The 23,824-nt window shown below is 52.2% G+C and carries 23 protein-coding genes; 9 read left to right on the top strand and 14 right to left on the bottom strand.

The window, feature by feature from the left end; genetic code table 11:
* Positions 1-163: 163 nt before the first annotated feature.
* The 6 genes from rsxD (at position 164) to HMPREF3119_RS11600 (ending at position 5,744) form a co-directional block, all read left to right on the top strand.
* The gene (gene rsxD, locus HMPREF3119_RS11575) at positions 164-1,258 is read left to right on the top strand and encodes an electron transport complex subunit RsxD (protein WP_070579795.1); all 1,095 of its coding nucleotides are present in this window, start codon (positions 164-166) and stop codon (positions 1,256-1,258) included.
* Positions 1,255-1,881 carry an electron transport complex subunit RsxG gene (gene rsxG, locus HMPREF3119_RS11580; protein WP_004238124.1) on the top strand — a complete coding sequence of 209 codons (627 nt, stop codon included), beginning with the start codon at positions 1,255-1,257 and terminating at the stop codon, positions 1,879-1,881. The genes rsxD and rsxG overlap by 4 nt, the downstream gene beginning before the upstream one ends.
* Complete coding sequence (locus tag HMPREF3119_RS11585; protein ID WP_004238126.1) at positions 1,881-2,585, top strand: electron transport complex subunit E; 705 nt, start codon at positions 1,881-1,883, stop codon at positions 2,583-2,585. The genes rsxG and HMPREF3119_RS11585 overlap by 1 nt, the downstream gene beginning before the upstream one ends.
* Positions 2,586-2,648: 63 nt before the next feature.
* On the top strand, positions 2,649-3,290 hold the full coding sequence (gene nth / locus HMPREF3119_RS11590) for an endonuclease III (RefSeq protein WP_004239230.1): 642 nt from the start codon (positions 2,649-2,651) through the stop codon (positions 3,288-3,290).
* 101 nt (positions 3,291-3,391) lie between these two features.
* A complete protein-coding gene (locus tag HMPREF3119_RS11595; protein ID WP_015422729.1) occupies positions 3,392-5,329 on the top strand; it encodes an exoribonuclease II in 1,938 nt (645 codons plus the stop codon).
* Between the two features lie 208 nt (positions 5,330-5,537).
* Positions 5,538-5,744 carry a glycine zipper 2TM domain-containing protein gene (locus HMPREF3119_RS11600; protein WP_004238129.1) on the top strand — a complete coding sequence of 69 codons (207 nt, stop codon included), beginning with the start codon at positions 5,538-5,540 and terminating at the stop codon, positions 5,742-5,744.
* Positions 5,745-5,778: 34 nt separating this feature from the next.
* Here HMPREF3119_RS11600 and yciH read toward each other — a convergent pair whose 3' ends face one another.
* The 5 genes from yciH to HMPREF3119_RS11625 form a co-directional block, all read right to left on the bottom strand.
* Positions 5,779-6,102: a stress response translation initiation inhibitor YciH gene (gene yciH, locus HMPREF3119_RS11605; RefSeq protein WP_004238130.1), complete on the bottom strand. Its 324-nt coding sequence runs from the start codon at positions 6,100-6,102 to the stop codon at positions 5,779-5,781.
* A gap of 1 nt (position 6,103) precedes the next feature.
* Positions 6,104-6,838: an orotidine-5'-phosphate decarboxylase gene (gene pyrF, locus HMPREF3119_RS11610; protein ID WP_004238131.1), complete on the bottom strand. Its 735-nt coding sequence runs from the start codon at positions 6,836-6,838 to the stop codon at positions 6,104-6,106.
* Positions 6,839-6,901: 63 nt separating this feature from the next.
* On the bottom strand, positions 6,902-8,071 hold the full coding sequence (gene lapB / locus HMPREF3119_RS11615) for a lipopolysaccharide assembly protein LapB (RefSeq protein WP_004238133.1): 1,170 nt from the start codon (positions 8,069-8,071) through the stop codon (positions 6,902-6,904).
* 5 nt (positions 8,072-8,076) lie between these two features.
* Positions 8,077-8,382 carry a LapA family protein gene (locus HMPREF3119_RS11620; RefSeq protein ID WP_015422730.1) on the bottom strand — a complete coding sequence of 102 codons (306 nt, stop codon included), beginning with the start codon at positions 8,380-8,382 and terminating at the stop codon, positions 8,077-8,079.
* 186 nt (positions 8,383-8,568) lie between these two features.
* Positions 8,569-9,303: a phosphatase PAP2 family protein gene (locus tag HMPREF3119_RS11625; protein WP_070579798.1), complete on the bottom strand. Its 735-nt coding sequence runs from the start codon at positions 9,301-9,303 to the stop codon at positions 8,569-8,571.
* A 201-nt stretch (positions 9,304-9,504) separates the two neighbouring features.
* Between HMPREF3119_RS11625 and ribA the strand changes: the two genes are divergently transcribed.
* Complete coding sequence (gene ribA, locus HMPREF3119_RS11630) at positions 9,505-10,113, top strand: GTP cyclohydrolase II (RefSeq protein WP_024473150.1); 609 nt, start codon at positions 9,505-9,507, stop codon at positions 10,111-10,113.
* 73 nt (positions 10,114-10,186) lie between these two features.
* Here the strand turns inward: ribA and acnA are convergent, their stop codons facing one another.
* From acnA to topA, 4 genes are all read right to left on the bottom strand, one after another.
* Positions 10,187-12,859, bottom strand: a complete 2,673-nt coding sequence (gene acnA / locus HMPREF3119_RS11635; protein ID WP_070579800.1) for an aconitate hydratase AcnA — start codon at positions 12,857-12,859, stop codon at positions 10,187-10,189.
* A gap of 146 nt (positions 12,860-13,005) precedes the next feature.
* Complete coding sequence (locus HMPREF3119_RS11640; protein ID WP_004239223.1) at positions 13,006-13,410, bottom strand: hypothetical protein; 405 nt, start codon at positions 13,408-13,410, stop codon at positions 13,006-13,008.
* Between the two features lie 22 nt (positions 13,411-13,432).
* Positions 13,433-14,407: an HTH-type transcriptional regulator CysB gene (cysB, locus tag HMPREF3119_RS11645; RefSeq protein ID WP_004238139.1), complete on the bottom strand. Its 975-nt coding sequence runs from the start codon at positions 14,405-14,407 to the stop codon at positions 13,433-13,435.
* 369 nt (positions 14,408-14,776) lie between these two features.
* On the bottom strand, positions 14,777-17,365 hold the full coding sequence (gene topA / locus HMPREF3119_RS11650) for a type I DNA topoisomerase (protein ID WP_004239222.1): 2,589 nt from the start codon (positions 17,363-17,365) through the stop codon (positions 14,777-14,779).
* A 287-nt stretch (positions 17,366-17,652) separates the two neighbouring features.
* Here topA and HMPREF3119_RS11655 point away from each other — a divergent pair, with 287 nt between their 5' ends.
* Positions 17,653-17,904, top strand: coding sequence for a YciN family protein (locus HMPREF3119_RS11655; RefSeq protein ID WP_015422731.1), 252 nt, complete (start codon positions 17,653-17,655; stop codon positions 17,902-17,904).
* A gap of 90 nt (positions 17,905-17,994) precedes the next feature.
* On the opposite strand, the gene sohB is transcribed toward HMPREF3119_RS11655, so the two are convergent.
* Positions 17,995-19,047, bottom strand: coding sequence for a protease SohB (gene sohB / locus HMPREF3119_RS11660; RefSeq protein WP_004239219.1), 1,053 nt, complete (start codon positions 19,045-19,047; stop codon positions 17,995-17,997).
* A gap of 179 nt (positions 19,048-19,226) precedes the next feature.
* Between sohB and HMPREF3119_RS11665 the strand changes: the two genes are divergently transcribed.
* Positions 19,227-20,009, top strand: coding sequence for a YciK family oxidoreductase (locus HMPREF3119_RS11665; protein ID WP_024473155.1), 783 nt, complete (start codon positions 19,227-19,229; stop codon positions 20,007-20,009).
* 15 nt (positions 20,010-20,024) lie between these two features.
* On the opposite strand, the gene HMPREF3119_RS11670 is transcribed toward HMPREF3119_RS11665, so the two are convergent.
* The 4 genes from HMPREF3119_RS11670 to HMPREF3119_RS11685 all read right to left on the bottom strand — a co-directional run bounded on the left by HMPREF3119_RS11670 (position 20,025) and on the right by HMPREF3119_RS11685 (position 23,710).
* The gene (locus HMPREF3119_RS11670; RefSeq protein WP_046024640.1) at positions 20,025-20,972 is read right to left on the bottom strand and encodes a hypothetical protein; all 948 of its coding nucleotides are present in this window, start codon (positions 20,970-20,972) and stop codon (positions 20,025-20,027) included.
* 191 nt (positions 20,973-21,163) lie between these two features.
* Complete coding sequence (rluB, locus tag HMPREF3119_RS11675) at positions 21,164-22,096, bottom strand: 23S rRNA pseudouridine(2605) synthase RluB (RefSeq protein ID WP_004239215.1); 933 nt, start codon at positions 22,094-22,096, stop codon at positions 21,164-21,166.
* A 110-nt stretch (positions 22,097-22,206) separates the two neighbouring features.
* Positions 22,207-22,827 carry an L-threonylcarbamoyladenylate synthase gene (locus HMPREF3119_RS11680; RefSeq protein ID WP_070579803.1) on the bottom strand — a complete coding sequence of 207 codons (621 nt, stop codon included), beginning with the start codon at positions 22,825-22,827 and terminating at the stop codon, positions 22,207-22,209.
* 13 nt (positions 22,828-22,840) lie between these two features.
* Positions 22,841-23,710 (bottom strand): RNase RNM, encoded by an 870-nt coding sequence (locus HMPREF3119_RS11685; protein WP_070579806.1) that lies wholly within the window; start codon positions 23,708-23,710, stop codon positions 22,841-22,843.
* Positions 23,711-23,824: the final 114 nt, after the last annotated feature.

A 23,824-nucleotide genomic window follows, 5' to 3' on the forward strand; every position in this document is an offset into this window, starting at 1 on the left:
TGCTGAAGCTCCGGCGGAAGCTGCTCAACCGGCAGCGGAAGCAGAGACAGATCCGCGCAAAGCCGCTGTCGCTGCCGCCATTGCCCGTGCCAAAGCGAAGAAAGCCGCTCAGGCCGCTGCACAACATTCTGAAGAAACCACTGATTAATGAAGCGAAATAAGCATGAAATTTAGGCCCGTTTCCTCAAACGCCCCGCACCGGCTGAAAATTGCGGGATCACCGTTTACGCATAACCGTGACAACACCTCCGCCATCATGCTGTGGGTGGTGATTGCCATGATCCCGGGAATTGCCGCGCAGCTCTGGTTTTTCGGCGCCGGTACCCTGTTTCAGATTCTGATTGCAGTTGTAACTGCGCTGGTCACCGAAAGTATTGCTGTCCGGCTGCGCAATCAGCCTGTGATGCCGTATCTGAAAGATAACTCCGTGCTGGTCACTGCAGTGCTGCTGGCTGTCAGTATTCCGCCGCTGGCGCCGTGGGGGATGATTGTTATCGGTACATTCTTTGCCGTGATTATTGCCAAGCACATATATGGCGGTCTCGGACAAAACCCGTTTAACCCGGCAATGGTCGGTTATGTGGTGTTGCTGATCTCCTTCCCGGTACAGATGACCAGTTGGCTGCCGCCGGAGAGTCTGCAAATCACCCCGGTTTCGCTCAGTGACAGTCTGCATGTGATTTTCACCGGGTTATCAGATGGTGGCCAGACACTGGAGCAGTTACGCGCCGGAGCGGATGGTATGAGCCAGGCGACTCCGCTCGACAGTTTCAAAACCGGTCTGCTGACCCGCGATATGTCCGAAATCCTGACACAACCCGTTTTACAGGGCTCTGTCGCCGGTATCGGCTGGCAGTGGGTGAATATCGGTTACCTGATCGGCGGCTGTATTCTGCTTAACCGTAAAGTGATTTCATGGCAGATCCCGGCCGCCATGCTGGGAACACTCGCGGTATTGTCAGTGATCGGATACCTGATTGATTCATCACACTTTACATCCCCGGTTATACAGCTGTTTTCCGGTGCCACCATGCTCGGGGCATTCTTTATCGCTACCGACCCGGTCACCGCTTCCACCACACCACGCGGCCGCCTGATATACGGGATACTGATCGGCCTTCTGCTGTGGATTATCCGTGTTTACGGCGGTTATCCGGATGCGGTGGCATTTGCCGTTCTGCTGGCCAATATCACCGTGCCGCTGATCGATACCTACACACAACCGCGTGTTTACGGGCACAAACGGGGGAATAAATGATTGCCACATTACGCCGTTACGGCCTGATCCTCGCCCTGTTTGCCGCCGGTACCACCGGGCTGAGCGGGTTTGTCTATACTCTGACAAAACCGGAAATTGATAAACAGGCTGCCGCACAGCAAAAGGCGCTGTTTGCCGAAATCCTGCCGGAATCGGTTTATAATAATGATGTGATTGCAGAGTGTTATCTGGTCACCGATCCTGCCCTGGGTAATGAACTGCCGCACCGGCTGTATGTTGCCCGCAAAGACGGCACACCGGTCGCCGCAGTGCTGGAGTCCACCGCGCCGGACGGCTATTCCGGTAATATTCAGTTGCTGGTTGCCGCTGATTTTAACCGCACCGTGCTCGGCTCCCGCGTGACCGAACACAAAGAGACACCGGGGCTGGGTGATAAAATTGATACCCGGATTTCCGACTGGATCACCTCTCTGAGCGGCAAACACATTGAATCCGCTGATGACCCGCACTGGGCAGTGAAAAAAGACGGCGGGGATTTTGATCAGTTCACCGGTGCCACCATCACGCCGCGCGCAGTCGTCAATGCTGTCCGTGCAACAGCGGATTATATGCAGACACTGCCGCCGTTGCTGAACACCTTACCTCAATGCGGAGCAGAATAATGAGTCAGATTAAAGAGTTATTCGCCGACGGATTATGGAAAAACAACTCTGCCCTGGTTCAGGTACTGGGGCTGTGTCCGCTGCTGGCGGTTTCCTCCACGGTCACCAATGCGCTGGGTCTGGGACTGGCCACCACCCTGGTGCTGATTTGTACTAACGTGGCGGTTTCCGCACTGCGCCGCTGGATCCCGTCAGAAATCCGCATTCCTATTTATGTGATGCTGATTGCCTCCGTCGTGACTGCGGTTCAGTTACTGATCAACGCCTATGCTTTCGGCTTATATCAGTCGCTCGGTATCTTCATCCCGCTGATTGTGACCAACTGTATTGTCATCGGCCGTGCCGAAGCGTTTGCTGCCAAAAATGCCGTTTACCCTTCTGCGATTGACGGCCTGGCGATGGGGCTTGGTGCCACCGCCGCGCTGTTTGTGCTCGGCGCCATGCGTGAAATTCTCGGCAACGGCACTCTGTTTGACGGTGCGGATCTGCTGCTTGGCGACTGGGCTAAAGTGCTGCGCGTCGATGTGCTGCACCTTGACACCCCGTTCCTGCTGGCTATGCTGCCACCGGGTGCCTTTATCGGGCTTGGCTTAATGCTGGCAGGCAAGTATCTTATTGATGAGAAAATGAAAAAACGCAAAAATGCACCTGCCGCTCCGCAATATGAAACTGAAAAAGGATGCGGAAGCCATCTGGTCAAATAACTGTATAATTAAGCAGGCTCCTCTCCGGGAGGCTGCTTTTATCATGAATGAGCCAATGTCGTTATGAATAAAGAAAAACGTATTGAAATCCTGACCCGCCTGCGGGACAACAACCCGCAACCCACCACTGAACTGCTGTTTGATTCTCCGTTTGAATTACTGATCTCCGTCTTATTATCCGCCCAGGCGACAGATGTCAGTGTCAATAAAGCCACCCGTCCGCTGTATGCCGTTGCCAATACGCCGCAGGCCATTCTGGATCTGGGTGTGGACGGTGTGAAATCCTATATTAAAACCATCGGGTTATTTAATACCAAAGCAGAAAATGTGATTAAAACCTGCCGGATGCTGGTTGATCTGCACAACGGTGAGGTACCGGAAGACAGAGCCGCGCTTGAGGCGCTGCCGGGTGTGGGGCGCAAAACTGCCAATGTGGTGCTCAATACTGCGTTCGGCTGGCCGACCATTGCTGTTGATACCCATATTTTCCGTGTCTGTAACCGCACAAAATTTGCCCCCGGTAAAAATGTGGATGAGGTGGAACAAAAATTATTGCGGGTTGTTCCGGCAGAATTTAAAGTCGACTGCCACCATTGGTTTATACTGCACGGGCGTTATACCTGTGTTGCCCGCAAACCCCGCTGCGGTTCATGCATCATTGAGGATTTGTGTGAATTCAGCGAAAAAGTGTATCCGGAAGATTAATCTGCTGCGCTTTAAACAGAAATTGCCCTCTGTGCTTGCGGGCAGCGTAAATTCGCGTAAAAATAACCATAAATTTGCTCACCCAACCAGTACGGGAACCTATGTTTCAAGATAACCCGCTGTTAGCTCAGCTAAAACAACAGCTCCACGATAAAACATTGCGTGTCGAAGGGATCGTAAAAAGTACCGATAAAGGCTACGGTTTCCTGGAAGTTGACGGACAAAAATCCTATTTTATTCCGCCGCCGCAGATGAAAAAAGTCATGCACGGCGACCGCGTCACCGCAGCTATTCACACGGTGAATAATAAAGATGTGGCTGAGCCTGAAGCGCTGATCACCCCGTTTCTGGACCGGTTTGTCGGCCGTGTGCAGCGCAAGGAAAATGATGACCGTCTCTGGATCATTCCTGATCATCCGCTGTTAAAAGATTCCATTCCCTGCCGTCCGGCAAAAGGCGTTGATCATGAGTTTCGTCAGGGTGACTGGGCAGTTGCGGAAATGCGCCGCCACCCGCTGAAAGGTGATCGCAGCTTCCACGCGGAAATCACCGGCTTTATCACCGATGCGGACGACCATTACGCGCCGTGGTGGGTGACACTGACCCGCCACCAGCACGCACTGAAAGAGCCGGAGCCGGTTGAGGTAACCATGGCGGATGATAATCTGCCGCGTACTGATCTGACCCATCTGGATTTTGTCACTATCGACAGCGCATCCACCGAAGATATGGATGATGCACTTTACATCACTACCGGTGATAACAATCAGCTTCAGCTGACTATCGCGATTGCGGACCCGACCAGCTACATCCCGGCCGGCAGCGAGCTGGACGCTATTGCCCATAAACGCGCATTTACCAACTATCTGCCGGGCTTTAATATCCCGATGCTGCCGCGTAACCTGTCTGATGACCTGTGCTCGCTGCATCCGCATGTGCGCCGCCCGGCACTGGTGTGTCAGGTCTCCGTTAATGAGGATGGCTCTCTGTCTGATGATGCCGTATTCTTCGCCGCCTGGGTTGAATCCAAAGCCAAGCTGGCTTACGACGATGTTTCCGACCTGCTGGAAGGTGTGGCTGACCGCGTGACGCCGGATGAAACTATCCGCCGTCAGATTTCCCTGTTGCAGGATATGTATCAGCGCCGCCATCACTGGCGTGAAACTCATGCGCTGGTCTTTAAAGATCGTCCTGATTACCGCTTTATCCTTGATGAAAACGGCGTAGTGACGGATATCGTGGCTGAACAGCGCCGCAGTGCCAACCGCATTGTGGAAGAAGCGATGATCACCGCCAATATCTGTGCCGCACAAGTGCTGGATAAAAAACTCGGCTTTGGTGTCTATAACGTGCACACCGGGCTGGATCCGCTGACCATCAGTCAGGCCGTTGCCCTGCTCGCCGAAAACGGTATTAACTTCAGCGCTGAAGAATTACTGACTCTCGACGGTTTCTGTCGTCTGCGCCGTGAACTGGATAATCAGCCGACACAGTTCCTCGACAGCCGTATCCGCCGCTTCCAGACCTTTGCCGAAGTACGCATGGAAAAAGGCCCGCACTTTGGTCTGGGACTGGATGGCTATGCAACCTGGACATCCCCTATTCGTAAATACAGCGATATTGTGAACCACCGTCTGCTGAAAGCGATTATCGCCGGTCAGTCTGCGGAAAAACCAGCTGAAGCCCTGGCCGAGCACCTGGCAGAGCGCCGCCGTGCCAACCGTATGGCAGAGCGTGATGTCGGTGACTGGTTATATGCCCGTTATCTGCAGCCGTATGCCGGTACAGATACCCCGTTCCCGGCTGAGATCATTGATATCACCCGCGGTGGCGTGCGTGTCCGTCTGACAGACAACGGCGCGGTCGCCTTTATCCCCGGCACCTTTATTCACCCGGTCAAAGATGAGCTCCAGTGCAGCCAGGAAACCGGCTCAGTGCTGATTAAAGGTGAAGTACGTTACCGCCTCAATGACATCATTCCGGTGAAAATTGAGGAAGTTAAGATGGAAACCCGCAGTATTCTGGCCCGCCCGCTCTGATCCGGAATCACTTACTGATAAGAACCGCCGTTTTGTATTAACGGCGGTTTTTTTATTCCTGCCACTCAGAACCCGCCGCTGTTCCTGTCATTAAATCCCGGACATTAATACCTTTATCAGCATTTAAATTTTATTTAAATCATGAGGATAGTAATTAGTAACGTGATTGCTATAGTGATGATAATCAGACATTCAGCGGGGAAATGAGATGAAGAAAATAGTAACGGCATTGCTTGTTGCTGGTGGCCTGCTGGCACTCAGCGGCTGTAAGAACCTGTCAGAGCAGGAGAAAGATACCGCAATTGGTGCTGAGTTAGGTGCTATCAGCGGCGCGATCCTGACGGATGGTTCCGGTCTGGGTACAGTGGGTGGTGCTGCCGTCGGCGGGATTATCGGCCACGAGGCCGGTCAGTGACAAAGGCGTCCGCAACGGACGCCTTATCTCTCTGTCAGCCGCCTGCCAGTTTGACTTTAAAGCCTTTCTCTTCCAGCAGTTGCTTCAGTAAATCGCGTTTATCACCCTGAATTTCAATTACACCGTCTTTCAGCGCCCCGCCGCAGCCGCAGCGTTTTTTCAGATCTGCCGCCAGCTTGCTCAGTGCAGCATCATCCAAATCAATACCGGTGATCAGGCACACACCCTTACCTTTACGGCCGCTGGTCTGACGCTGAATACGGACAATACCGTCACCTTTCGGGCGTTCCGCTTTGACTTCCGGCTCATCAATACGGCCGGCATCTGTGGAATAAACCAGGCGTGAATTATTGTCCATCTTATAATACTCCCACTGAAGCATTAATCGCCTGTAATGCCGCCTGCGGGTTATCACTGCGGGTGATTGGCCGCCCGATAACCATGTAATCCACCCCGGCACTGACTGCCTGCGGTGGTGTCATGATACGCCGCTGGTCACCGGCATCACTGCCTTCAGGGCGGATCCCCGGCGTGACCAGTTTAAATTCCCGGCCCAGGGTCTCTTTCATCAGTTTCGCTTCATGAGCAGAACAGACCACACCATCCAGCCCGCAGTTCTGTGTTAATTTTGCCAGACGCAGCGCGTGCTCTGCCGGTGTGGCATCAATACCGGTACCGGCCAGGTCGGACTGCTCCATGCTGGTCAGCACGGTCACAGCGATCAGCAGCGGCGCATCGTTGCCGTACGGCAGCAGGATCTCTTTTGCCGCTGTCATCATGCGTTCACCACCTGCCGCGTGGACGTTAACCATCCACACACCCAGCTCAGCCGCTGCCCGCACCGCATGCGCTGCGGTATTCGGAATATCATGGAATTTCAGGTCAAGAAAGACCTCAAACCCGCGCTGCTGTAACGCGCGGACACATTCCGGCCCGCAGAAGGTAAACAGCTCTTTACCGACTTTCAGACGGCACTGTGCCGGATCGATACGGTCGGCAAAAGCCAGCGCATCATCCGGGTTGTCGTAATCGAGCGCAACAATAACAGGCGATGCGATATCTGCACGGCCTGTATGCGAAGAAAGAGATGTCATGAATGTATTACCTGTGGTTGGTGAATTAATACGGGTAAATAATTACGGATAAATGTGACGTTGTCACTGTCCGTCCAGCCCTCTGATAGGCTTGATAGTATCCCATGACCGGCAGGACGGGCAGTGCCAGTACAGGGCGTGTGATGTAAATCCGCATTTGCCGCAGCGGTAATCCGGTTTTGTCCGGATTTGTTCGCCGACCATGTTACGCAGCAGGCCGAGACTCTCTTTGGCACGCCCTTCCTCCGCCTCTGACAGATAATATTCCATCAGACGGCAGAACAGACGCATGGTCGGATGGCGCTGCAACTGGCGGTTAACATAGGTGATCGCCATTTCCGGCCCTTCCTGCTGTTCAATAATATCCGCAAGATAGAGTTCGGCAATAGCGCCAATATTTTCATCCGAACAGTGCAGCAGGTATTCTGCCCATTCTGCCGGCTGATCAAGGTGCGTGTAGCAGGTTTCCAGCATTGGCAGTGTTTCACTGACCATTTCTTTATCCTGCTCAAACACCCGCTTGAGCACGGTAACGGCTTTGCTGTATTCCGCCCGTTCAATATGAATGCGCCCCTGCATAATCGACACCCGGGCACAGTTTTTATCCGCCCCCGCCGCTTTGGCAAGATACGCAAATGCCCCGTCAGTGTTATCGCTGCCCAGCGCCTGCAATGCCAGCTCACAATAGAAATTAGCGATATTCTCCCGCTGCCCGCTATCACCCTGTTTCAGCAGCTTTTCACCGATATCGATAGCTTTGCTCCAGTCACTGGTGGACTGATAGATCGATAACAGCGACTGGAGTGCACTTTGTCTGAAATCCGCCTCATCAATCAGCTGTAAAAACAGGACTTCCGCCCGGTCATAGACCCCGGCGGCCACATAATCGCGGCCCAGCTGTTGTGTGGCGAGGAGACGCTGGTCATAGGAGAGAGAGGCGCTTTCCATCAGAGACTGGTGGATGCGGATGGCGCGTTCCACTTCGCCGCGCGAACGGAACAGGTTGCCGAGTGTCAGGTGAGCTTCAAATGCAGAGCTGTCTTCTTTCAGCATGTCGAGGAACAAATCAACCGCTTTATCCTGCTGATCGGACAGCAAAAAGTTTACGCCTGCCACATAGTCGCGTGACAGGCGGTCAGCATGTTGTTGTTGATTCTGCTGCGCGCTGCGCCGCCCCATATACCAGCCGTATGCGGCAGCAATGGGCAACAGAAGAAACAACAGCTCAAGCATAATGCTTATTCCTTAGTGGTGTCCCGCAGTGCAACCGAACCGGAAGACTGCACCGTCTGGTCAGCTTCCAGACGTTTGATCCGGTGCCGGGCACGGGCCAGCGACAACCGCAGACGTAAATAAAACAGACCGCAGACAATCCAGCCCAGCACAAAACCGATACCGAACAGTACGGCCAGCAAGGTGGATACAGAATACTGTCCCTGCGCAATCAGATAATTAAATGTGACTACCTGATCGTTATTTGCGCCCAGTGTCACCGAAATGATGAAAACCACCAGTACAAGGATAAAAATCAGAAAATATTTCACCGGCGTTCCTATTATCAGGCTTGCATTCCGCGCCTGCTTCTTGCAGACGCACTAACCCCTTAAGTTACCATTTACCCCGGGGAGAATGAAAGTAATTTGTTGTGTTCCCGAGTTTTTTCCGCTTTTTTGCCGGTATCCGCACAGAATACCGGCAACGGGTTTCACGCGCCTTATAATAACATGATTTCAGGTCAGCGGCGGCGGTTCCACACCATTTTCCTTCTGTCTGTTAAGCCAGATAAAGAATATTCCGGCCAGGATTGCGTTAATAATCACAGACATAATGATATCTGACGGCCAGTGCATCCCCAGCGCCAGGCGGCTGTATTCCGCCAGAATGCCCCACAGCAGAATCACGCCCGCCAGCCCGCGGCGGCCCTGTGCGGTAAAAAACACAAAGAGAATCAGCGCCCATGCACTTGCAAACAGTGCATGACCGGACGGAAATGCATAACCGGTTTCACTTTTCCAGTGCTTCAGCAGCCAGCCGGGCACCTGATAATGATTTTTCACAGTATTTTCCAGCAGTTGCGCCCGTGCTTTCCGGGAAAGGTCATAGAACCCTTGTTCTGACACAATATGTTGCTGTGCCAGCCAGACCACATACGGGCGCGGCTCTTTAATGGTGTTTTTCATCGCCACTTTAATGCCCTGTCCCGCAGCCACCACCACCAGGATCAGTGCTGCCGCGCGCAGTGCCTGCTTTCTGCTGCCGCGAAACAAACGGACAAACAGAATACAAAAAATGAGTGATACGATAATGGCCAGCGGATATGCCGCGGTATCTGTCAGGCGCCACAGGCCGCGCAGCAGGTCATCATCACCTGATGGCTGCCAGCGCCAGCCGGTCAGTAATGTCACCAGCGGTACCAGCATCAGCAATATGACACCGGCGATAAAGGGTTTTGTCAGGTTTTTCATCCGGGTTGAATCATTCCGTTAAAAATAAATATTATTTTTGTCAAACTGATGTACTACTATGGTCATGTTCAGTTATTTGACCCGCAAATGGAATGTCAGTTTCATTTCCCGGGCAACGCAGATAATAACATCGCCAATACGATTATGTGCGTTTAAATAAAGATATTTATATCAATGAGTTAATAAATCATGAATAAAGAGTTGCAGTTAAAACGTGTCGCACAGGCAAAATTACCTACCCCGTTCGGGGAATTTTTGATGGTCGGATTTGAAGAAATTGCCACCGGTCACGATCACGTGGCTCTGGTGTTCGGTGATATCAGCGGTGATGAGCCGGTGTTATCCCGTGTCCATTCAGAATGTTTAACCGGTGACGCGCTGTTCAGCCTGCGCTGTGACTGTGGTTTTCAGCTGGAAGCCGCCTTAAAACAGATCTCGGAAGAAGGCCGTGGTGTATTACTGTATCACCGTCAGGAAGGCCGTAATATTGGCCTGCTGAATAAAATCCGTGCCTACGCATTACAGGATACCGGGCTGGATACCGTTGAAGCCAACCAGAAGCTGGGTTTTGCCCCAGATGAGCGCGATTTCACGTTGTGCGCCGATATGTACAAACTGCTGGATGTGCACGCCATCCGCCTGCTGACCAATAACCCGGAAAAAGTCGAGATTCTGACTCAGGCCGGGATTAACATTACTGAACGCGTGCCGCTGATTGTCGGCCGTAATCCGGCTAATGCCCATTATCTGGATACCAAAGCGGAGAAAATGGGACACATGCTGTGCCAGTCTCCGGGCTGTAATCACTAATCCACCTGCAAAAAGTAAAAACAGAAAAGCGCGGCAAAAATACCGCGCTTTGTTTTTTCCCCGTCTGACAACGTTACGCCAGCATCTGCCGGATCACATAACAGAGGATGCCGCCGTGGCGGTAATATTCCAGCTCCGTCTGTGTGTCGATACGGCACAGGGCATTCAGTTCAGTCACACGTCCGTCCGCATGTGTGATTTTCACCGGCACAATCTGTTTTGGTGTGACACTGTTCAGGCCGCCGACGTCAATCAGTTCATCCCCGGTCAGCCCCAGCGTACGGCGATCGGTTCCCGCCGGAAACTCCAGCGGCAGGATCCCCATACCAATCAGGTTAGAACGGTGGATCCGCTCATAGGATTCCGTCAGCACCACTCTCACACCCAGAAGATTAGTGCCTTTCGCTGCCCAGTCACGACTGGAACCGGAGCCGTACTCTTTCCCGGGTATCACCACCAGCGGTGTCCCTGACTCCTGATAACGCATCGCGGCATCAAAGATAGCCAGCGTTTCCCCGGACGGAATATGGCGGGTAAATCCGCCTTCCGTGCCCGGCACCATTTCATTGCGGATGCGGATATTGGCAAACGTGCCGCGCACCATCACTTCATGGTTACCGCGCCGTGAGCCGTAGGAGTTAAAATCCGCCGGTTTCACGCCGTGTGCCTGTAAATAGCGCCCCGCCGGGCTGTCTGCTTTGATGTTCCCCGCCGGAGAGATATGGTCAGTGGTGACAGAATCACCGAGGATCGCCAGAATCCGCGCCTGTTTTACATCTTTGACCGGCGCCGGGGAAACCGGCATTCCCTCAAAATACGGCGGATGACGGATATAGGTGGAATCCGGCTGCCACTGGTAAGTCGGGGTATTTTCCACCGGCAGTGACTGCCACTGCTCATCACCGTCAAACACTGCCGAATACTCTTTGCGGAACATCTCTGTTTTCACTTTTTCCACTGCGGCAGCAATTGCGGCATTATCCGGCCAGATATCTTTTAACAGTACCGGCTTGCCCTGTTTGTCATAACCCAGCGGATCGGTTTCCAGATTACAGTGCAGATTGCCTGCCAGTGCATAAGCCACCACCAGCGGCGGAGAAGCCAGCCAGTTGGTTTTCACCAGCGGATGGATGCGCCCTTCAAAGTTACGGTTACCGGACAGCACGGCACCGACTGTCAGGTCATTCTCTTTAATGGCTGCTTCGATTTCTGCATCCAGCGGCCCGGAGTTGCCGATACAGGTAGTACAACCATAACCGACAAGGTTAAACCCCAGCTGATCCAGATACGGCGTGAATCCGGCGGCATTCAGGTAATCTGTCACCACTTTCGAACCGGGGGCCAGAGAGGTTTTCACCCACGATTTGCGGGTCAGCCCTTTTTCAGCGGCATTTTTTGCCAGCAGACCGGCGGTCATCAGTACACCGGGGTTGGAAGTGTTGGTACAGGATGTGATAGCGGCAATCACGACGGCACCATCTTCCAGGATAAAATCGTCGCCATGCAGAGAAACAGGGACTTTCGCCGCCGGGGATTTTTTGTTCAGTTCCAGATCAACCGCCGCCTGAAACGCGCCCGGTACCTGCGCCAGCACCACTCTGTCCTGCGGACGTTTCGGCCCGGCCAGACTGGTCTGCACATCCGCCAGATCCAGCGCCAGCCCGGAGGTAAAGCGCGGCTCATCCCCCTCGTGACGCCACAATCCCTGCGCTTTGCAGTACGTTTCCACCAGTGCGATTTCGTCATCACTACGCCCGGTCAGACGCATATAACTGAGTGTGACCTCATCCGCCGGGAAGAAACCACAGGTTGCACCGTATTCCGGTGCCATATTGGCAATCGTGGCGCGGTCAGCCAGCGGCAACTGCGCCAGACCGTCACCCCAGAATTCAACAAATTTGCCCACCACGCCGTGTTTGCGCAGCATTTGTGTCACAGTCAGTACCAGGTCAGTAGCGGTGATCCCTTCGCGCAGACGGCCGGTCAGTTTAAACCCGACCACATCCGGGATCAGCATTGACACCGGCTGTCCGAGCATCGCGGCTTCCGCTTCAATACCGCCCACGCCCCAGCCCAGCACGCCGAGGCCGTTAATCATGGTGGTGTGGGAATCTGTCCCGACCAGGGTATCCGGATAAGCATAGGTTTTACCGTCGCGGGTTTCATACCAGACTGATTTCCCGAGGTACTCGAGGTTGACCTGATGGCAGATCCCCGTTCCCGGCGGAACCACACGGAAGCGGTCAAAGGCCTGTTGTCCCCAGCGCAGAAAGCGGTAACGCTCGTTATTACGTGACATTTCAATGGCCACGTTATCAGCAAAAGCCTGCTCACTGGCATATTCATCCACCATCACCGAGTGGTCGATAACCAGATCGACCGGCGACAACGGATTGACCTTACTCTCTTCTCCGCCCAGCACGCGGATAGCCTGGCGCATCGCCGCCAGATCCACCACCGCCGGCACACCGGTAAAATCCTGCATCAGCACACGGGCGGGCCGGAAGGCAATTTCATGGTCAGCGGTGCCGGTTTTCTGCCAGTCGATCAGCGCCTGTAAATCGCGCACCTGTACGCTGTCGCCATCGAGATTACGCAACAGGTTTTCGGCCAGCACTTTCAGGGATTTGGGAAGTTTATCAAGATTGCCGAGCTGTTCCGCCAGGCGGGAGAGATGATAGATATGGTAGTGTTTTCCACCCGCTGTCAGCAGGGTTTCACACTGTTGCTTTAAGGTTAACGACATAACGCCTCCACACAGAGTGTACGGGTTAAACAGGTATCTTCCTTATTATTTTCATTATAAAGATACCATATTCCCGTAATCTTTGCGGGGGCAGCCACACAATTTGTTAATTCAATGTAACCAAAACTAACAATTTTGCAGGATAATTAATCCGGACTGTATTCTGTAATAACCCGGGTTCCCTGCCCGTCATTCTCAAATGAGATGGTATCCTGACCGCCGTTAAATAACTGCGTTACCGTCAGGTGATTATTGCCCCGCCATTTGTATTCCAGACTGACCGTATCACCATAATCGGTGAAAGACTGATCCGTGCCGGGTGTCAGTTTTTCCGTCAGATTCTTTGGCTCTCCGGTTGTGTTGCGGTAGATCCCGTAAGTTTGAACCAGATTACTGCCTTTGTAGTAGCATTCATCCGTTGAATCATAGCTTTCCGGGTCACGCACGGTCTCTTTACAGACCGGTGCCGCCGGTACGGATGCAGATACAACCGCCGGCAACAGCCCGGCGGCAAGCAGGACAGCGCCTGTCAGTGCGGATAATTTACTCATCAGTTCCCCTGATAATAAGTATTCAGACAATCGGCAGCGGAATGTCTTTAAACATGGCTTCGATGTCTTCATTATTACGCAGCGCAATCGCTTTATCCACCACATCGCGCGTCAGATGCGGCGCGAAACGCCACATAAAATCATACATATAGGTTCTCAGGAAACTACCGCGCCGGAAACCGATTTTTGTGGTGCTGTAGCTGAATTTATCCCGCATATCGATACTGACGAGGTCTTTATCCGTCTCCGGATCGACCGCCATACTGGCAATAATCCCGATCCCGAGCCCGAGACGGACATAGGTTTTAATCACATCCGCATCTGTTGCGGTAAAGACCACTTTCGGCTTCAGCCCCTGTTTTTCAAAGGTGCTGTCCAGCTCGGAACGGCCGGTGAAACCGTGGGTATAAGTGACAATCTCATACTCCGCGATATCCGCGATAGTCAGATCACGCCGCTGTGCCAGCGGGTGATCACGGCGGACCACCACGGCCCGGTTCCACTGATAGCACGGCAGCATAATCAAATCGTTATACAGATGCAGGGCTTCTGTCGCGATGGCAAAATCGCTGTTGCCTTTGCAAACATCCTCGGCTATCTGTGTCGGCGTGCCCTGGTGCATATGCAGGGAAACGTGCGGGTAACGCTCAATAAAGCCTTTAATCACCGGCGGCAGTGCATAACGTGCCTGGGTATGGGTTGTGGCGATACTCAGGGTTCCCTGCTCCGGATATGTGTGCTCACTGGCGACAGCCTTGATGGCATCAATTTTCGCCAGCACTTCACGGGAGATACGGATAACGGATTCCCCGGCCGGTGTCACATGGGTCAGATGTTTACCGCTGCGGGCAAAAATCTGCATTCCCAGCTCATCTTCCAGCATCCGGATCTGCTTACTGATACCGGGTTGTGATGTGTACAGCCCCTCGGCAGTCGAGGAGACATTCAGATTGTGATTAACCACTTCCACAATATAGCGCAGCTGCTGTAATTTCATCCGCTTATTCCTTTCCGTGCAGGCTCGGCATTGCTTACTCCTTTTTCATCTTTATTATTCCGAAAAAGAATAAGTGAGCAAATTGTTATAACGTTATTCTATTCACCGACGATATAACAAAAACCGCACTGACACCAGTCAAAATATAACAGGCTAATACCCTTATACCGCACATCTCACGGGAAAGTGCGGAAAATCGCGGCTACCTCCTCTTAGGCCGTTTTCATCAATGCTTATAACAAAAAGCTATTAATCACTGTCTGCCGTACAATACACCGTCAGATCACTGTTTCCGGCATAAAAAAACCGGTCAGGAAAATTCCTGACCGGTTTTTATTATTACGATACCGCCGATATTATGACGACAGATTATTTGGCTTTCTCAACCCATTTGCCGTCAATATAGAATGCAGACCAGCCGGTGGCTTTGCCGTCTTTATCGGATGCCACATACTGCTGTTTGGTTTTGCGGCTCCAGCGGACAGTCGTCGGATTACCGTCCGGATCCGCCACCGGCGCTTCCGCCAGATAACGCATTTTCTCAGACAGACGATCTTTAAAGCGAACCAGTTCTGCTACCTGCGGTGCACGGGTTTCCCGTGATTTAGGGAAATTGTGCGCCGCCAGGAAGATACCGGCAGCACCATCACGCAGTACAAAGTACGCGTCTGATTTTTCGCACGGCAGTTCCGGTAACGGAACCGGATCTTCTTTCGGCGGAGCGACTTCACCGTTACGCAGAATTTTACGGGTGTTTTTACACTCGTCGTTGGTACAGCCCATGTACTTACCGAAACGCCCCATTTTCAGGTGCATCTCAGAGCCGCATTTCTCACATTCAACGACCGGGCCATCATACCCTTTAATGCGGAACTCACCTTCTTCGACTTCGTACCCTTCACATTCCGGGTTGTTACCGCAGACATGCAGTTTACGGCCGGTGTCGATCAGGTAGCTGTCCATCGCAGTGCCGCATTTCGGGCAGCGGCGGCGGGCACGCAGCGCATTGGTTTCCGCGTCATCCCCTTCAAGGATATTGAGGATTTCGTGTTCCGGAATCAGGTTGATGGTCTGCTTGCAGCGCTCTTTCGGCGGCAGAGCATAACCGGAACAGCCCAGGAATACCCCGGTGGATGCGGTACGGATCCCCATCGGGCGGGAACAGGTCGGACAGATGATCGAGGTAATGACCATCGGGTTCGTTCGCATACCGCCTTCTTCCGGCTCTTTGCCCGCGTTATCCAGCTGCTTGCTGAAATCAGCAAAGAATTCGTCCAGCACCGATTTCCACTTCGCTTCATTGTTGGCGATATGGTCGAGCTGATTTTCCATCCGTGCGGTAAAGTCGTAGTTCATCAGTTCCGCAAAGGTTTCTTCGAGACGATCGGTGACAATTTCACCCATTTTCTCAGCATAGAAACGGCGGTTTTCCACTTTCACATAACCGCGATCCTGAATGGTGGAAATAATTGACGCATAGGTGGACGGACGACCGATACCGCGTTTTTCCAGCTCTTTAACCAGCGACGCCTCACTGAAACGCGCAGGCGGTTTGGTAAAGTGCTGTACCGGATCAATCGCTTCGCGCGTCATGACCGTGCCCGGCGCAATCGCAGGCAGCGTATTATCTTCATCATTCTTACGCAGTGCAGGCATCACTTTGGTCCAGCCGTCGAAACGCAGTGTGCGCCCTTTGGCTTTCAGTGTGAAATCACCCGCTTCTGCGGTCAGTGTGGTGGAATCGTATTTTGCCGGTGTCATCTGACACGCGACAAACTGACGCCAGATCAACTGATACAGGCGGCGCGCATCCGGCTCCATATCCTTGAGCATCTCTTCCGTTACAGCGATATCAGACGGACGGATAGCTTCGTGCGCTTCCTGGGAATTCTCTTTGTTGCTGTACAGATTCGGCGAGGCAGGAAGATACTTATCACCGAAATTCTCAGTGATATAGTCACGCGCCATTGTAATGGCATCCTGGCTCAGGTTGGTGGAATCGGTACGCATATAGGTGATGTGACCGGCTTCATAAAGACGCTGTGCCATCATCATGGTTTTCTTCACACCAAAGCTCAGGCGCGTGCTCGCGGCCTGCTGGAGTGTGGAGGTAATAAACGGTGCACCCGGCTTGCTGGAGGTCGGACGGTCTTCGCGGTCAGTAATTTTAAAGGTGGCAGCCTGTAACTTGCTGACAGCAGCATGTGCCTGTTTCTCATTGACCGCTTTAAAGGTTTTGCCGTTTTCCTGCACCACTTCCATGCGCAGCTGATCTTTTTTATCAGACAGCAGTGCGTGGATCTGCCAGTACTCTTCCGGTACAAACGCTTTGATTTCGCGCTCGCGCTCAACAATCAGACGCACCGCGACAGACTGCACACGACCGGCGGATAAACCACGGGCAATTTTCTTCCACAGCAGCGGAGACACCATGTAACCCACCACGCGATCCATAAAGCGGCGCGCCTGCTGGGCATTCACACGGTCAATATTCAGTTCGCCCGGCTGTTCAAACGCCTGACTTATCGCATTTTTGGTGATTTCATTAAATACAACCCGGCTGAAGCGGCTGTCATCACCGCCGATCACTTCCCGCAGGTGCCATGCAATGGCTTCCCCTTCGCGGTCAAGGTCCGTTGCGAGATAGATGTGTGATGCATCGGCGGCCAGGTGCTGTAATTCAGAAACAACCTTTTCTTTGCCCGGCAGAATCTGATAATCCGCTTCCCAGCCGTGGTACGGGTCAACACCCATCCGGCTGACCAGCGCTGTGCGTTCGTCTTTTTTAACTTTTTTCGTTTTATCGCCTGCAGCAGCGGGTTTACGGCTCGCTGAACCACTCGTCGGCAGATCCCGGATGTGACCGACGCTGGATTTCACCACGTAGTCTTTGCCGAGATACTTGTTAATCGTTTTGGCTTTTGCCGGGGACTCCACGATGACAAGAGCTTTACCCATAATTATCATTACCTAAATTTTCGGGGCGATTATAAAAACGCCAATTTTTGCGTTAAATACACTGCCTTTTATATTGAGGCACTTTCGTAATAGATCAACTCTTTTTATACTAATGCTTTGTTTCAACTCAAAACATCTGTCAGGAAATGATGTATTTTTAATATCGCCGTCACCGGAGTGTATTACGCAAATAGTCTTCCCGCCACGTTGCGGGGCTCTTGAAAAGTTCACACTCTACCTGATAAATAGTGATGCGCAACAAATTATTTTTCAAAGGAGTTCACAGAATGCAAAAAGAAACCATCGCCATCAGCAAACAAGAGCTGTTAGAAAAAGCCAATAAAATCATACAGGAACATGAAGATTTTCTGGAGGGTATGCAGGCTGATGATGTTGAACAGAAATCCGGCGTATTGGTTTTTAAAGGTGAATACTTTTTAGACGACCAGGGCCTGCCGACACTCAAAAGTGCGGCCGTCTTTAATATGTTTAAACATCTCGCTCACGTTCTGTCAGAACAATATCATCTGGCGGATTAACAGACGGATACCGGAATAGTCACCGGCCGGATAATAATAATCCGCAAAGAATAACGGCAGCCTGCGCTGCCGTTATTTATATTGAGACGGTTATTTCCCGACCGGGCCATTCCCGCGCTGCCACCAGCGGAGAATAAGGCGGTCAGCACTCATCATCACACTCTGGGTGATTTTATCGATAAGACGCTTACGGCGGAAATAACGCACCTGAATCACTTCGTGGTCAGGAATTGCCGCGACAATTAAATCATCACTCACTGCCAGCTCATCAACCAGACCCAGCTCTTTCGCCTGGGTGCCGTACCAGTGTTCACCGGTCGCCACTTTATCAATGTCCAGAGACGGACGGTTCTGAGAAACAAAGCTTTTGAACAGAACGTGCGTTTCATCCAGCTCCTGCTGGAATTTCTCTCGGCCTTCATCAGTATTCTGCCCGATGAATGTCAGCGTGCGTTTATATTGACCGGCAGTATGCATTTCCACATCAATATCATTTTTCTTCAGCAGACGATGGATGTTAGGCACCTGTGCCACCACACCAATCGAGCCGACAATCGCAAACGGCGCGGCCACAATTTTATCCGCCACACACGCCATCATATAACCACCGCTGGCCGCGACTTTATCAACCGCAATGGTAATACGGATATTTTTCTCACGCAGACGGGTCAGCTGAGCGGCTGCCAGACCATAGGCGTGAACCAGCCCGCCCGGGCTTTCCAGACGCACCAGCACTTCATCCAGACCCGGCTCGGCCACGGACAGAATAATGGTGATTTCTTCACGCAGTGATTCCACCTCGTGCGCATCCAGGCTGCCTTTAAAGTCAATTACATAGATACAGGATTTGCGCAGACGGGTCTGACCGTTTTTGGCGTTGCTTTTGTCTTTTTTATCTTCGTTTTTTTGTTGTTTTTTAAACGCTTTATTCCAGACTTTCTGCTCTGCTTCGCTCATGCGGGCATGTTGCATTTCACGCTGTCTGTCGCGGTAGTTTTCACCCAGATCCGTCAGACGTAATTTACCCAGAGACTGCCCTTTACGGATGCTGAGCATGACAAAGAACACGACAATGGCAATGATTGCCAGAACAATAGTTACGGTTTCAGCAAGAAACAAACCGTATTGTGAGAGAAACTCCACCGGCACACCTTAATACTGTTAAATTGAATGGCGCTATTTTAACTAAAAAATCTGATAAATGCTCAACTAGTTTTGTAACCCTTGATGGCAATCACGCCCTGAGGACGGTATGATAAAAACGGGTTCACACCCTGTCCGGGATGTGATACCCGTCCATTTGCTTTTCCGGAGTTATCACCATGCATAATAATGATGTATCCCGCTTTTCCCCGTCCTCCCCTGATGCACTGAAGAATAAAATCATCCTGATAACCGGTGCCGGTGACGGGATCGGCCGCGAAGCCGCCCTGACCTATGCCCGCTACGGTGCGGAACTGATCCTGACCGGCCGGACAGAATCCAAATTACAGGCCGTCCGTGATGAAATCACGCAGCGTTACGGGTCAGTGCCGCGTATTTATCATCAGGACTTACTGACACTGACAGAAGCGCAAAGCCGTCAGTTCGCTGCCGCACTGGAACAGGAAATTCCGCGTCTGGATGGCGTACTGCACAACGCCGGTATTCTCGGCGTGGTCGCGCCGGTCACGGAGCAGCCGGTGCAGTTATGGCAGGATGTGATGCAGGTGAATGTTAACGGCACCTTTATACTGACACAGGCACTGTTACCGCTGTTGCTGAAATCCCCGCAGAGTTCGCTGGTATTCACATCATCAAGTGTCGGCCGCGAAGGCCGTGCCGGATGGGGAGCCTATGCCGTCTCAAAATTTGCCACTGAAGGTATGATGCAGGTTCTGGCTGAGGAATATAAAGGCACAGGGCTGCGCGTCAGCTGCATTAATCCGGGCGGTACCCGCACGGCCATGCGCGCCGGCGCATTTCCGGATGAGGCATCAGAAAAACTGAAAACCCCGGCGGATATTATGCCGACCTATTTATATGTGATGTGTGATGACAGTGCCGGTAAAAACGGGATCAGCTATGATGCACAGCCCGGACGCAAAGCCGGACCGGCGGAATAATTAAAGGCAGTAACGTCAGTGTGCCGGGGGCGTTTCATCCGTTTGCAGCGGTAAAACCCCGGCACCGAAAATTTCACCGGTTTCCTGCACAAACTCACTGAATCTCCTGCTCTCTTCTTTATCTGTCTTATTCTCTTTATCGCTTTGCAGCAGTATCTGACGGTAACGATTAGCCATCCGCATCAGTACCGTGTGATAACGGCTGTATATTTCATATTTTTTTGTCACATCAGTCTGATGCCGGAACTCCGTCACAATATCAGTGATTTTCTCTGCATCCTCACGCAATTCCGCATCCTGAAACTGAATATCAGACAGACGGTTATTATTGCCGGTATCCGCATCCTGTTCCGGGGTGAGCACCGTATTATCCGGTAATAAACTGACACCGCGCGGATTGTATTCCAGGAACCGGCGAAATTCATTTTCATTCATACAGATTGTCATCATTCCTTTTTCCCCGGCAACAAATCTGTCCAGTACGGCTTTTATATCCGGCACATCGGAAGGATACCGGCATTTAAACAGGTTATTATCGATAACGTCGGCATTACTCGTCCGCAACGGTCCCTGATAATAATGGCCGTCAAATTTAAATGTCTTCACCATGGAATTAAATTGCGGTGAATACAGCGTATCGCCGTCATGAATGGTATAGGAATAATAACGGGCACGGGACGGATTGAGGATCCCGCCGCTGTTTCCGGGATAAGCCATAAAGGAAATCTGTTGTCCCTGCGGGGTTTCCAGCTTATTCAGGCCGGACGGCAGATAAACAATGCCCTCCGCGTCATGTGCAAGGTGATAACTTTTTCCGTTTACCGTAAAAAACAGATCATCCCCGGTAATATTACTGTAGTAATACCGGCTCAGTTCAGGTGTGCCGGGCTGTGTTTCGTCATCACATCCGGGGAGCAGAAAGATGAGCGTTAACAGACCGCATCTGGTTATCGCAATAATCATCTCCTCGCAGATATATCTCTGTTTCCCGGTCATTCACCGGCGGGAAATACTGTTTTGATTATTTTAACCCACACTGCGGGTATTTGCATGACTCCTGTACAAAAAAACGCCCCGTGCGATGGCACAGGACGTTTATAAGAACAAATACAGGCTGAAATAACAGAAAATACCGGTTTTACGTAACCGGATTATTATTTACCGGTACGGCGTTTCTGTGTATTTCCGGTACCCTGACGGGTTGATGACGGACGCCCGGAATTACGTTTTGATGCGGTGGTGCCGACTTGTGAGTGACGTTTTACCGCACGGCGGATCTGATTGGCTTTGATCCGGCGTTTATCACTTTCCACAGAAACCTTGGTGGTAGTTTCTGCAGGCAGTCCCACCAGTGCACGCAGATAGTTGGTTTTTTCCAGGTTCAGTTCCACCCATCCGCCGCGCGGCAGCGCTTTCGGCAGATCGATATCGCCGTAACGGACACGGATCAGGCGGCTGACCTGCACACCGACCGCTTCCCACATCCGGCGGACTTCGCGGTTGCGGCCTTCGGTCAGGGAGACATTAAACCACTGGTTGATACCTTCCCCGCCTTTGAATTTCAGCGAACGGAATGAGGCCGGCCCATCTTCCAGCTGAACACCTTTGAGCAGCTGATTGCGTTTGGCATCATCCACTTCACCGAAGACACGGACCGCATATTCACGCTCTACTTCACGGCTCGGGTGCATCAGGCGGTTTGCCAGTTCCCCGTCGGTGGTGAACAGCAGTAATCCGCTGGTATTCACATCCAGGCGACCGACGGCAATCCAGCGGGCTCCCTGAATACGCGGCAGACGATCAAAGACTGTCGGACGGCCGTCCGGGTCGTGGCGGGTACATAATTCCCCTTCCGGCTTGTAATACGCCAGAACACGACACGGGTTTTTCTGTGCATCTTTGATGCCTAAAATCCGGCCGTCGAGGCGGATTTTAGCATTCGTATTAACATCGATACGGTCACCCAGTGTGGCAGTTTTGCCGTCAATGGAGATACGACCCGCTTCGATGTAACTTTCAATTTCGCGGCGTGAGCCATGCCCTGCATGCGCCAACACCTTTTGTAACTTTTCTGTTTTCTGGCTCATTGAGCACCCTCTGCTGTCGCCTTCACAGGCGTCATAAAAATCAACCGCAGCATTATACACAGGTTAATGCACGGCGCTAACGCATTTTACACATGTGACGCACATGGCGGTCACAGGAACGGCGTTACATCTCCGGTTCCTTCACGCACCACAACCGGCACGTCGTCAGTCAAATCGATAACCGTGGTCGGCTGCTGGCCGATATAACCGCCGTGGATCACCAGATCCACCTGCTTGCCCAGGGCATCGTTAATTTCTTCCGGATCAGATTCCGCAAAATCATTACCCGGTAAAATCAGACTGGCGGACATCAGCGGTTCGCCCATTGCAGCAAGCAAATCCATGGCAATCGGGTTTGCCGGAATACGCAGACCAATGGTTTTACGTTTTTCACTCATCAGACGGCGCGGCACTTCTTTGGTCGCCCGCAGAATAAAGGTGTAATTACCCGGTGTATTATTTTTGATTAAACGGAATACCGTGTTATCCACATGTGCATAGGTAGAGATATCCGATAAATCGCGGCACATCAGGGTAAAGTTATGATTACTGTCTATCTGACGCAGACGGCAGATCCGCTGTAACGCATCTTTATCTTCCAGGCGGCAGCCGATGGCATAGCCGGAATCGGTCGGGTAAATCACCACGCCGCCTTTGTTAAAAATCTCCACGCTCTGATTGATCAGGCGTGCCTGCGGGTTATCCGGATGGATATAAAACATCTGGCCCATGTTGTTTCCTCTGTTAATCCTTCAGTGACCAATCCTGCCAGATTGGTATTACATCACCCGGTAACCACAATTTACGGCCCAGTTCTATCCACGAACACGGCTGATGAAAATCGGATCCCTGGGAGGCTTTTAATCCGTATGTTATTGCGTATTGTGCCAGAGTCCGGCGCTCATCCGGAGCCTGCTGACATTGCGCCACTTCCATGCCATCCCCGCCGGCCTGTTTAAAGAAATCACACAGGCGTTTAAGCCACTTGGCGGATAAGCCATAGCGGCCGGGATGTGCCAGCACGGCCTGTCCGCCGGCGGCATGAATGGTCTGCACGGCGTCAGGGATATCACACCATTGCGGCGGCACATAACCGGTTTTGTTACGGGCGAGATAACGTTTGAACACTTTCGGAATCGTCGGTTCCACACCACGGGCGATCAACACCTGGGCGAAGTGTCCGCGCGTGACTTCACCGCCCTGCGCCAGCTCATTCGCCTCATCCCAGGTGCCTTCAATTCCGGCCTTTGCCAGCCGTTCACTGATAAGCATCCCGCGTGCCCGGCGCCGTTCTGACTGCTGCGCCAGTAATTCTGTCATTGCCGGATGGGTAATATCAATATTCAGCCCGACAATATGAATCTCATGATGTTCCCAAAGCGTTGATATTTCAACACCATTAATCACCGTCAGCGGCAAATTATTTGCCTGCTGATAATGATGTGCCGCCGGAAGTGCATCCGTGGTGTCGTGATCGGTAATTGCCAGCACGGTCACGCCCATCTCAGCGGCTCTGTCCAGTAACTGCTCCGGTGTCAGCATGCCGTCTGACGCAGTGGTATGGCTGTGTAAATCATAGCACGACAGGTCAATACCTGTGTTTTCCGGCTCCATCGCGTCTCCCTTCTGTTCTGACAATTCATTGCCAGAAGTGACTTCATAAAATTTCATCCGCATTTACGGGACGCACAGTATTCCACAAAAACCCTTGACACACCAACCGCGATC

Source organism: Morganella sp. HMSC11D09 (assembly GCF_001807955.1).
In the GTDB taxonomy this organism is placed as follows: Bacteria; Pseudomonadota; Gammaproteobacteria; order Enterobacterales; family Enterobacteriaceae; genus Morganella; species Morganella morganii.

Bases quoted from the DNA above. Each gene is read 5' to 3' on its own strand.
- HMPREF3119_RS11600 (WP_004238129.1), top strand. From the start codon at position 5,538: ATGAAGAAAATAGTAACGGCATTGCTTGTTGCTGGTGGCCTGCTGGCA.
- HMPREF3119_RS11665 (WP_024473155.1), top strand. From the start codon at position 19,227: ATGCATAATAATGATGTATCCCGCTTTTCCCCGTCCTCCCCTGATGCA.
- rsxD (WP_070579795.1), top strand. From the start codon at position 164: ATGAAATTTAGGCCCGTTTCCTCAAACGCCCCGCACCGGCTGAAAATT.
- HMPREF3119_RS11655 (WP_015422731.1), top strand. From the start codon at position 17,653: ATGCAAAAAGAAACCATCGCCATCAGCAAACAAGAGCTGTTAGAAAAA.
- pyrF (WP_004238131.1), bottom strand. From the start codon at position 6,838: ATGACATCTCTTTCTTCGCATACAGGCCGTGCAGATATCGCATCGCCT.
- lapB (WP_004238133.1), bottom strand. From the start codon at position 8,071: ATGCTTGAGCTGTTGTTTCTTCTGTTGCCCATTGCTGCCGCATACGGC.
- HMPREF3119_RS11685 (WP_070579806.1), bottom strand. From the start codon at position 23,710: ATGGAGCCGGAAAACACAGGTATTGACCTGTCGTGCTATGATTTACAC.
- HMPREF3119_RS11595 (WP_015422729.1), top strand. From the start codon at position 3,392: ATGTTTCAAGATAACCCGCTGTTAGCTCAGCTAAAACAACAGCTCCAC.
- rluB (WP_004239215.1), bottom strand. From the start codon at position 22,096: ATGAGCCAGAAAACAGAAAAGTTACAAAAGGTGTTGGCGCATGCAGGG.
- yciH (WP_004238130.1), bottom strand. From the start codon at position 6,102: ATGGACAATAATTCACGCCTGGTTTATTCCACAGATGCCGGCCGTATT.
- nth (WP_004239230.1), top strand. From the start codon at position 2,649: ATGAATAAAGAAAAACGTATTGAAATCCTGACCCGCCTGCGGGACAAC.
- cysB (WP_004238139.1), bottom strand. From the start codon at position 14,407: ATGAAATTACAGCAGCTGCGCTATATTGTGGAAGTGGTTAATCACAAT.
- HMPREF3119_RS11585 (WP_004238126.1), top strand. From the start codon at position 1,881: ATGAGTCAGATTAAAGAGTTATTCGCCGACGGATTATGGAAAAACAAC.
- HMPREF3119_RS11670 (WP_046024640.1), bottom strand. From the start codon at position 20,972: ATGATTATTGCGATAACCAGATGCGGTCTGTTAACGCTCATCTTTCTG.
- HMPREF3119_RS11680 (WP_070579803.1), bottom strand. From the start codon at position 22,827: ATGGGCCAGATGTTTTATATCCATCCGGATAACCCGCAGGCACGCCTG.
- rsxG (WP_004238124.1), top strand. From the start codon at position 1,255: ATGATTGCCACATTACGCCGTTACGGCCTGATCCTCGCCCTGTTTGCC.
- HMPREF3119_RS11640 (WP_004239223.1), bottom strand. From the start codon at position 13,410: ATGAGTAAATTATCCGCACTGACAGGCGCTGTCCTGCTTGCCGCCGGG.
- topA (WP_004239222.1), bottom strand. From the start codon at position 17,365: ATGGGTAAAGCTCTTGTCATCGTGGAGTCCCCGGCAAAAGCCAAAACG.
- HMPREF3119_RS11625 (WP_070579798.1), bottom strand. From the start codon at position 9,303: ATGAAAAACCTGACAAAACCCTTTATCGCCGGTGTCATATTGCTGATG.
- acnA (WP_070579800.1), bottom strand. From the start codon at position 12,859: ATGTCGTTAACCTTAAAGCAACAGTGTGAAACCCTGCTGACAGCGGGT.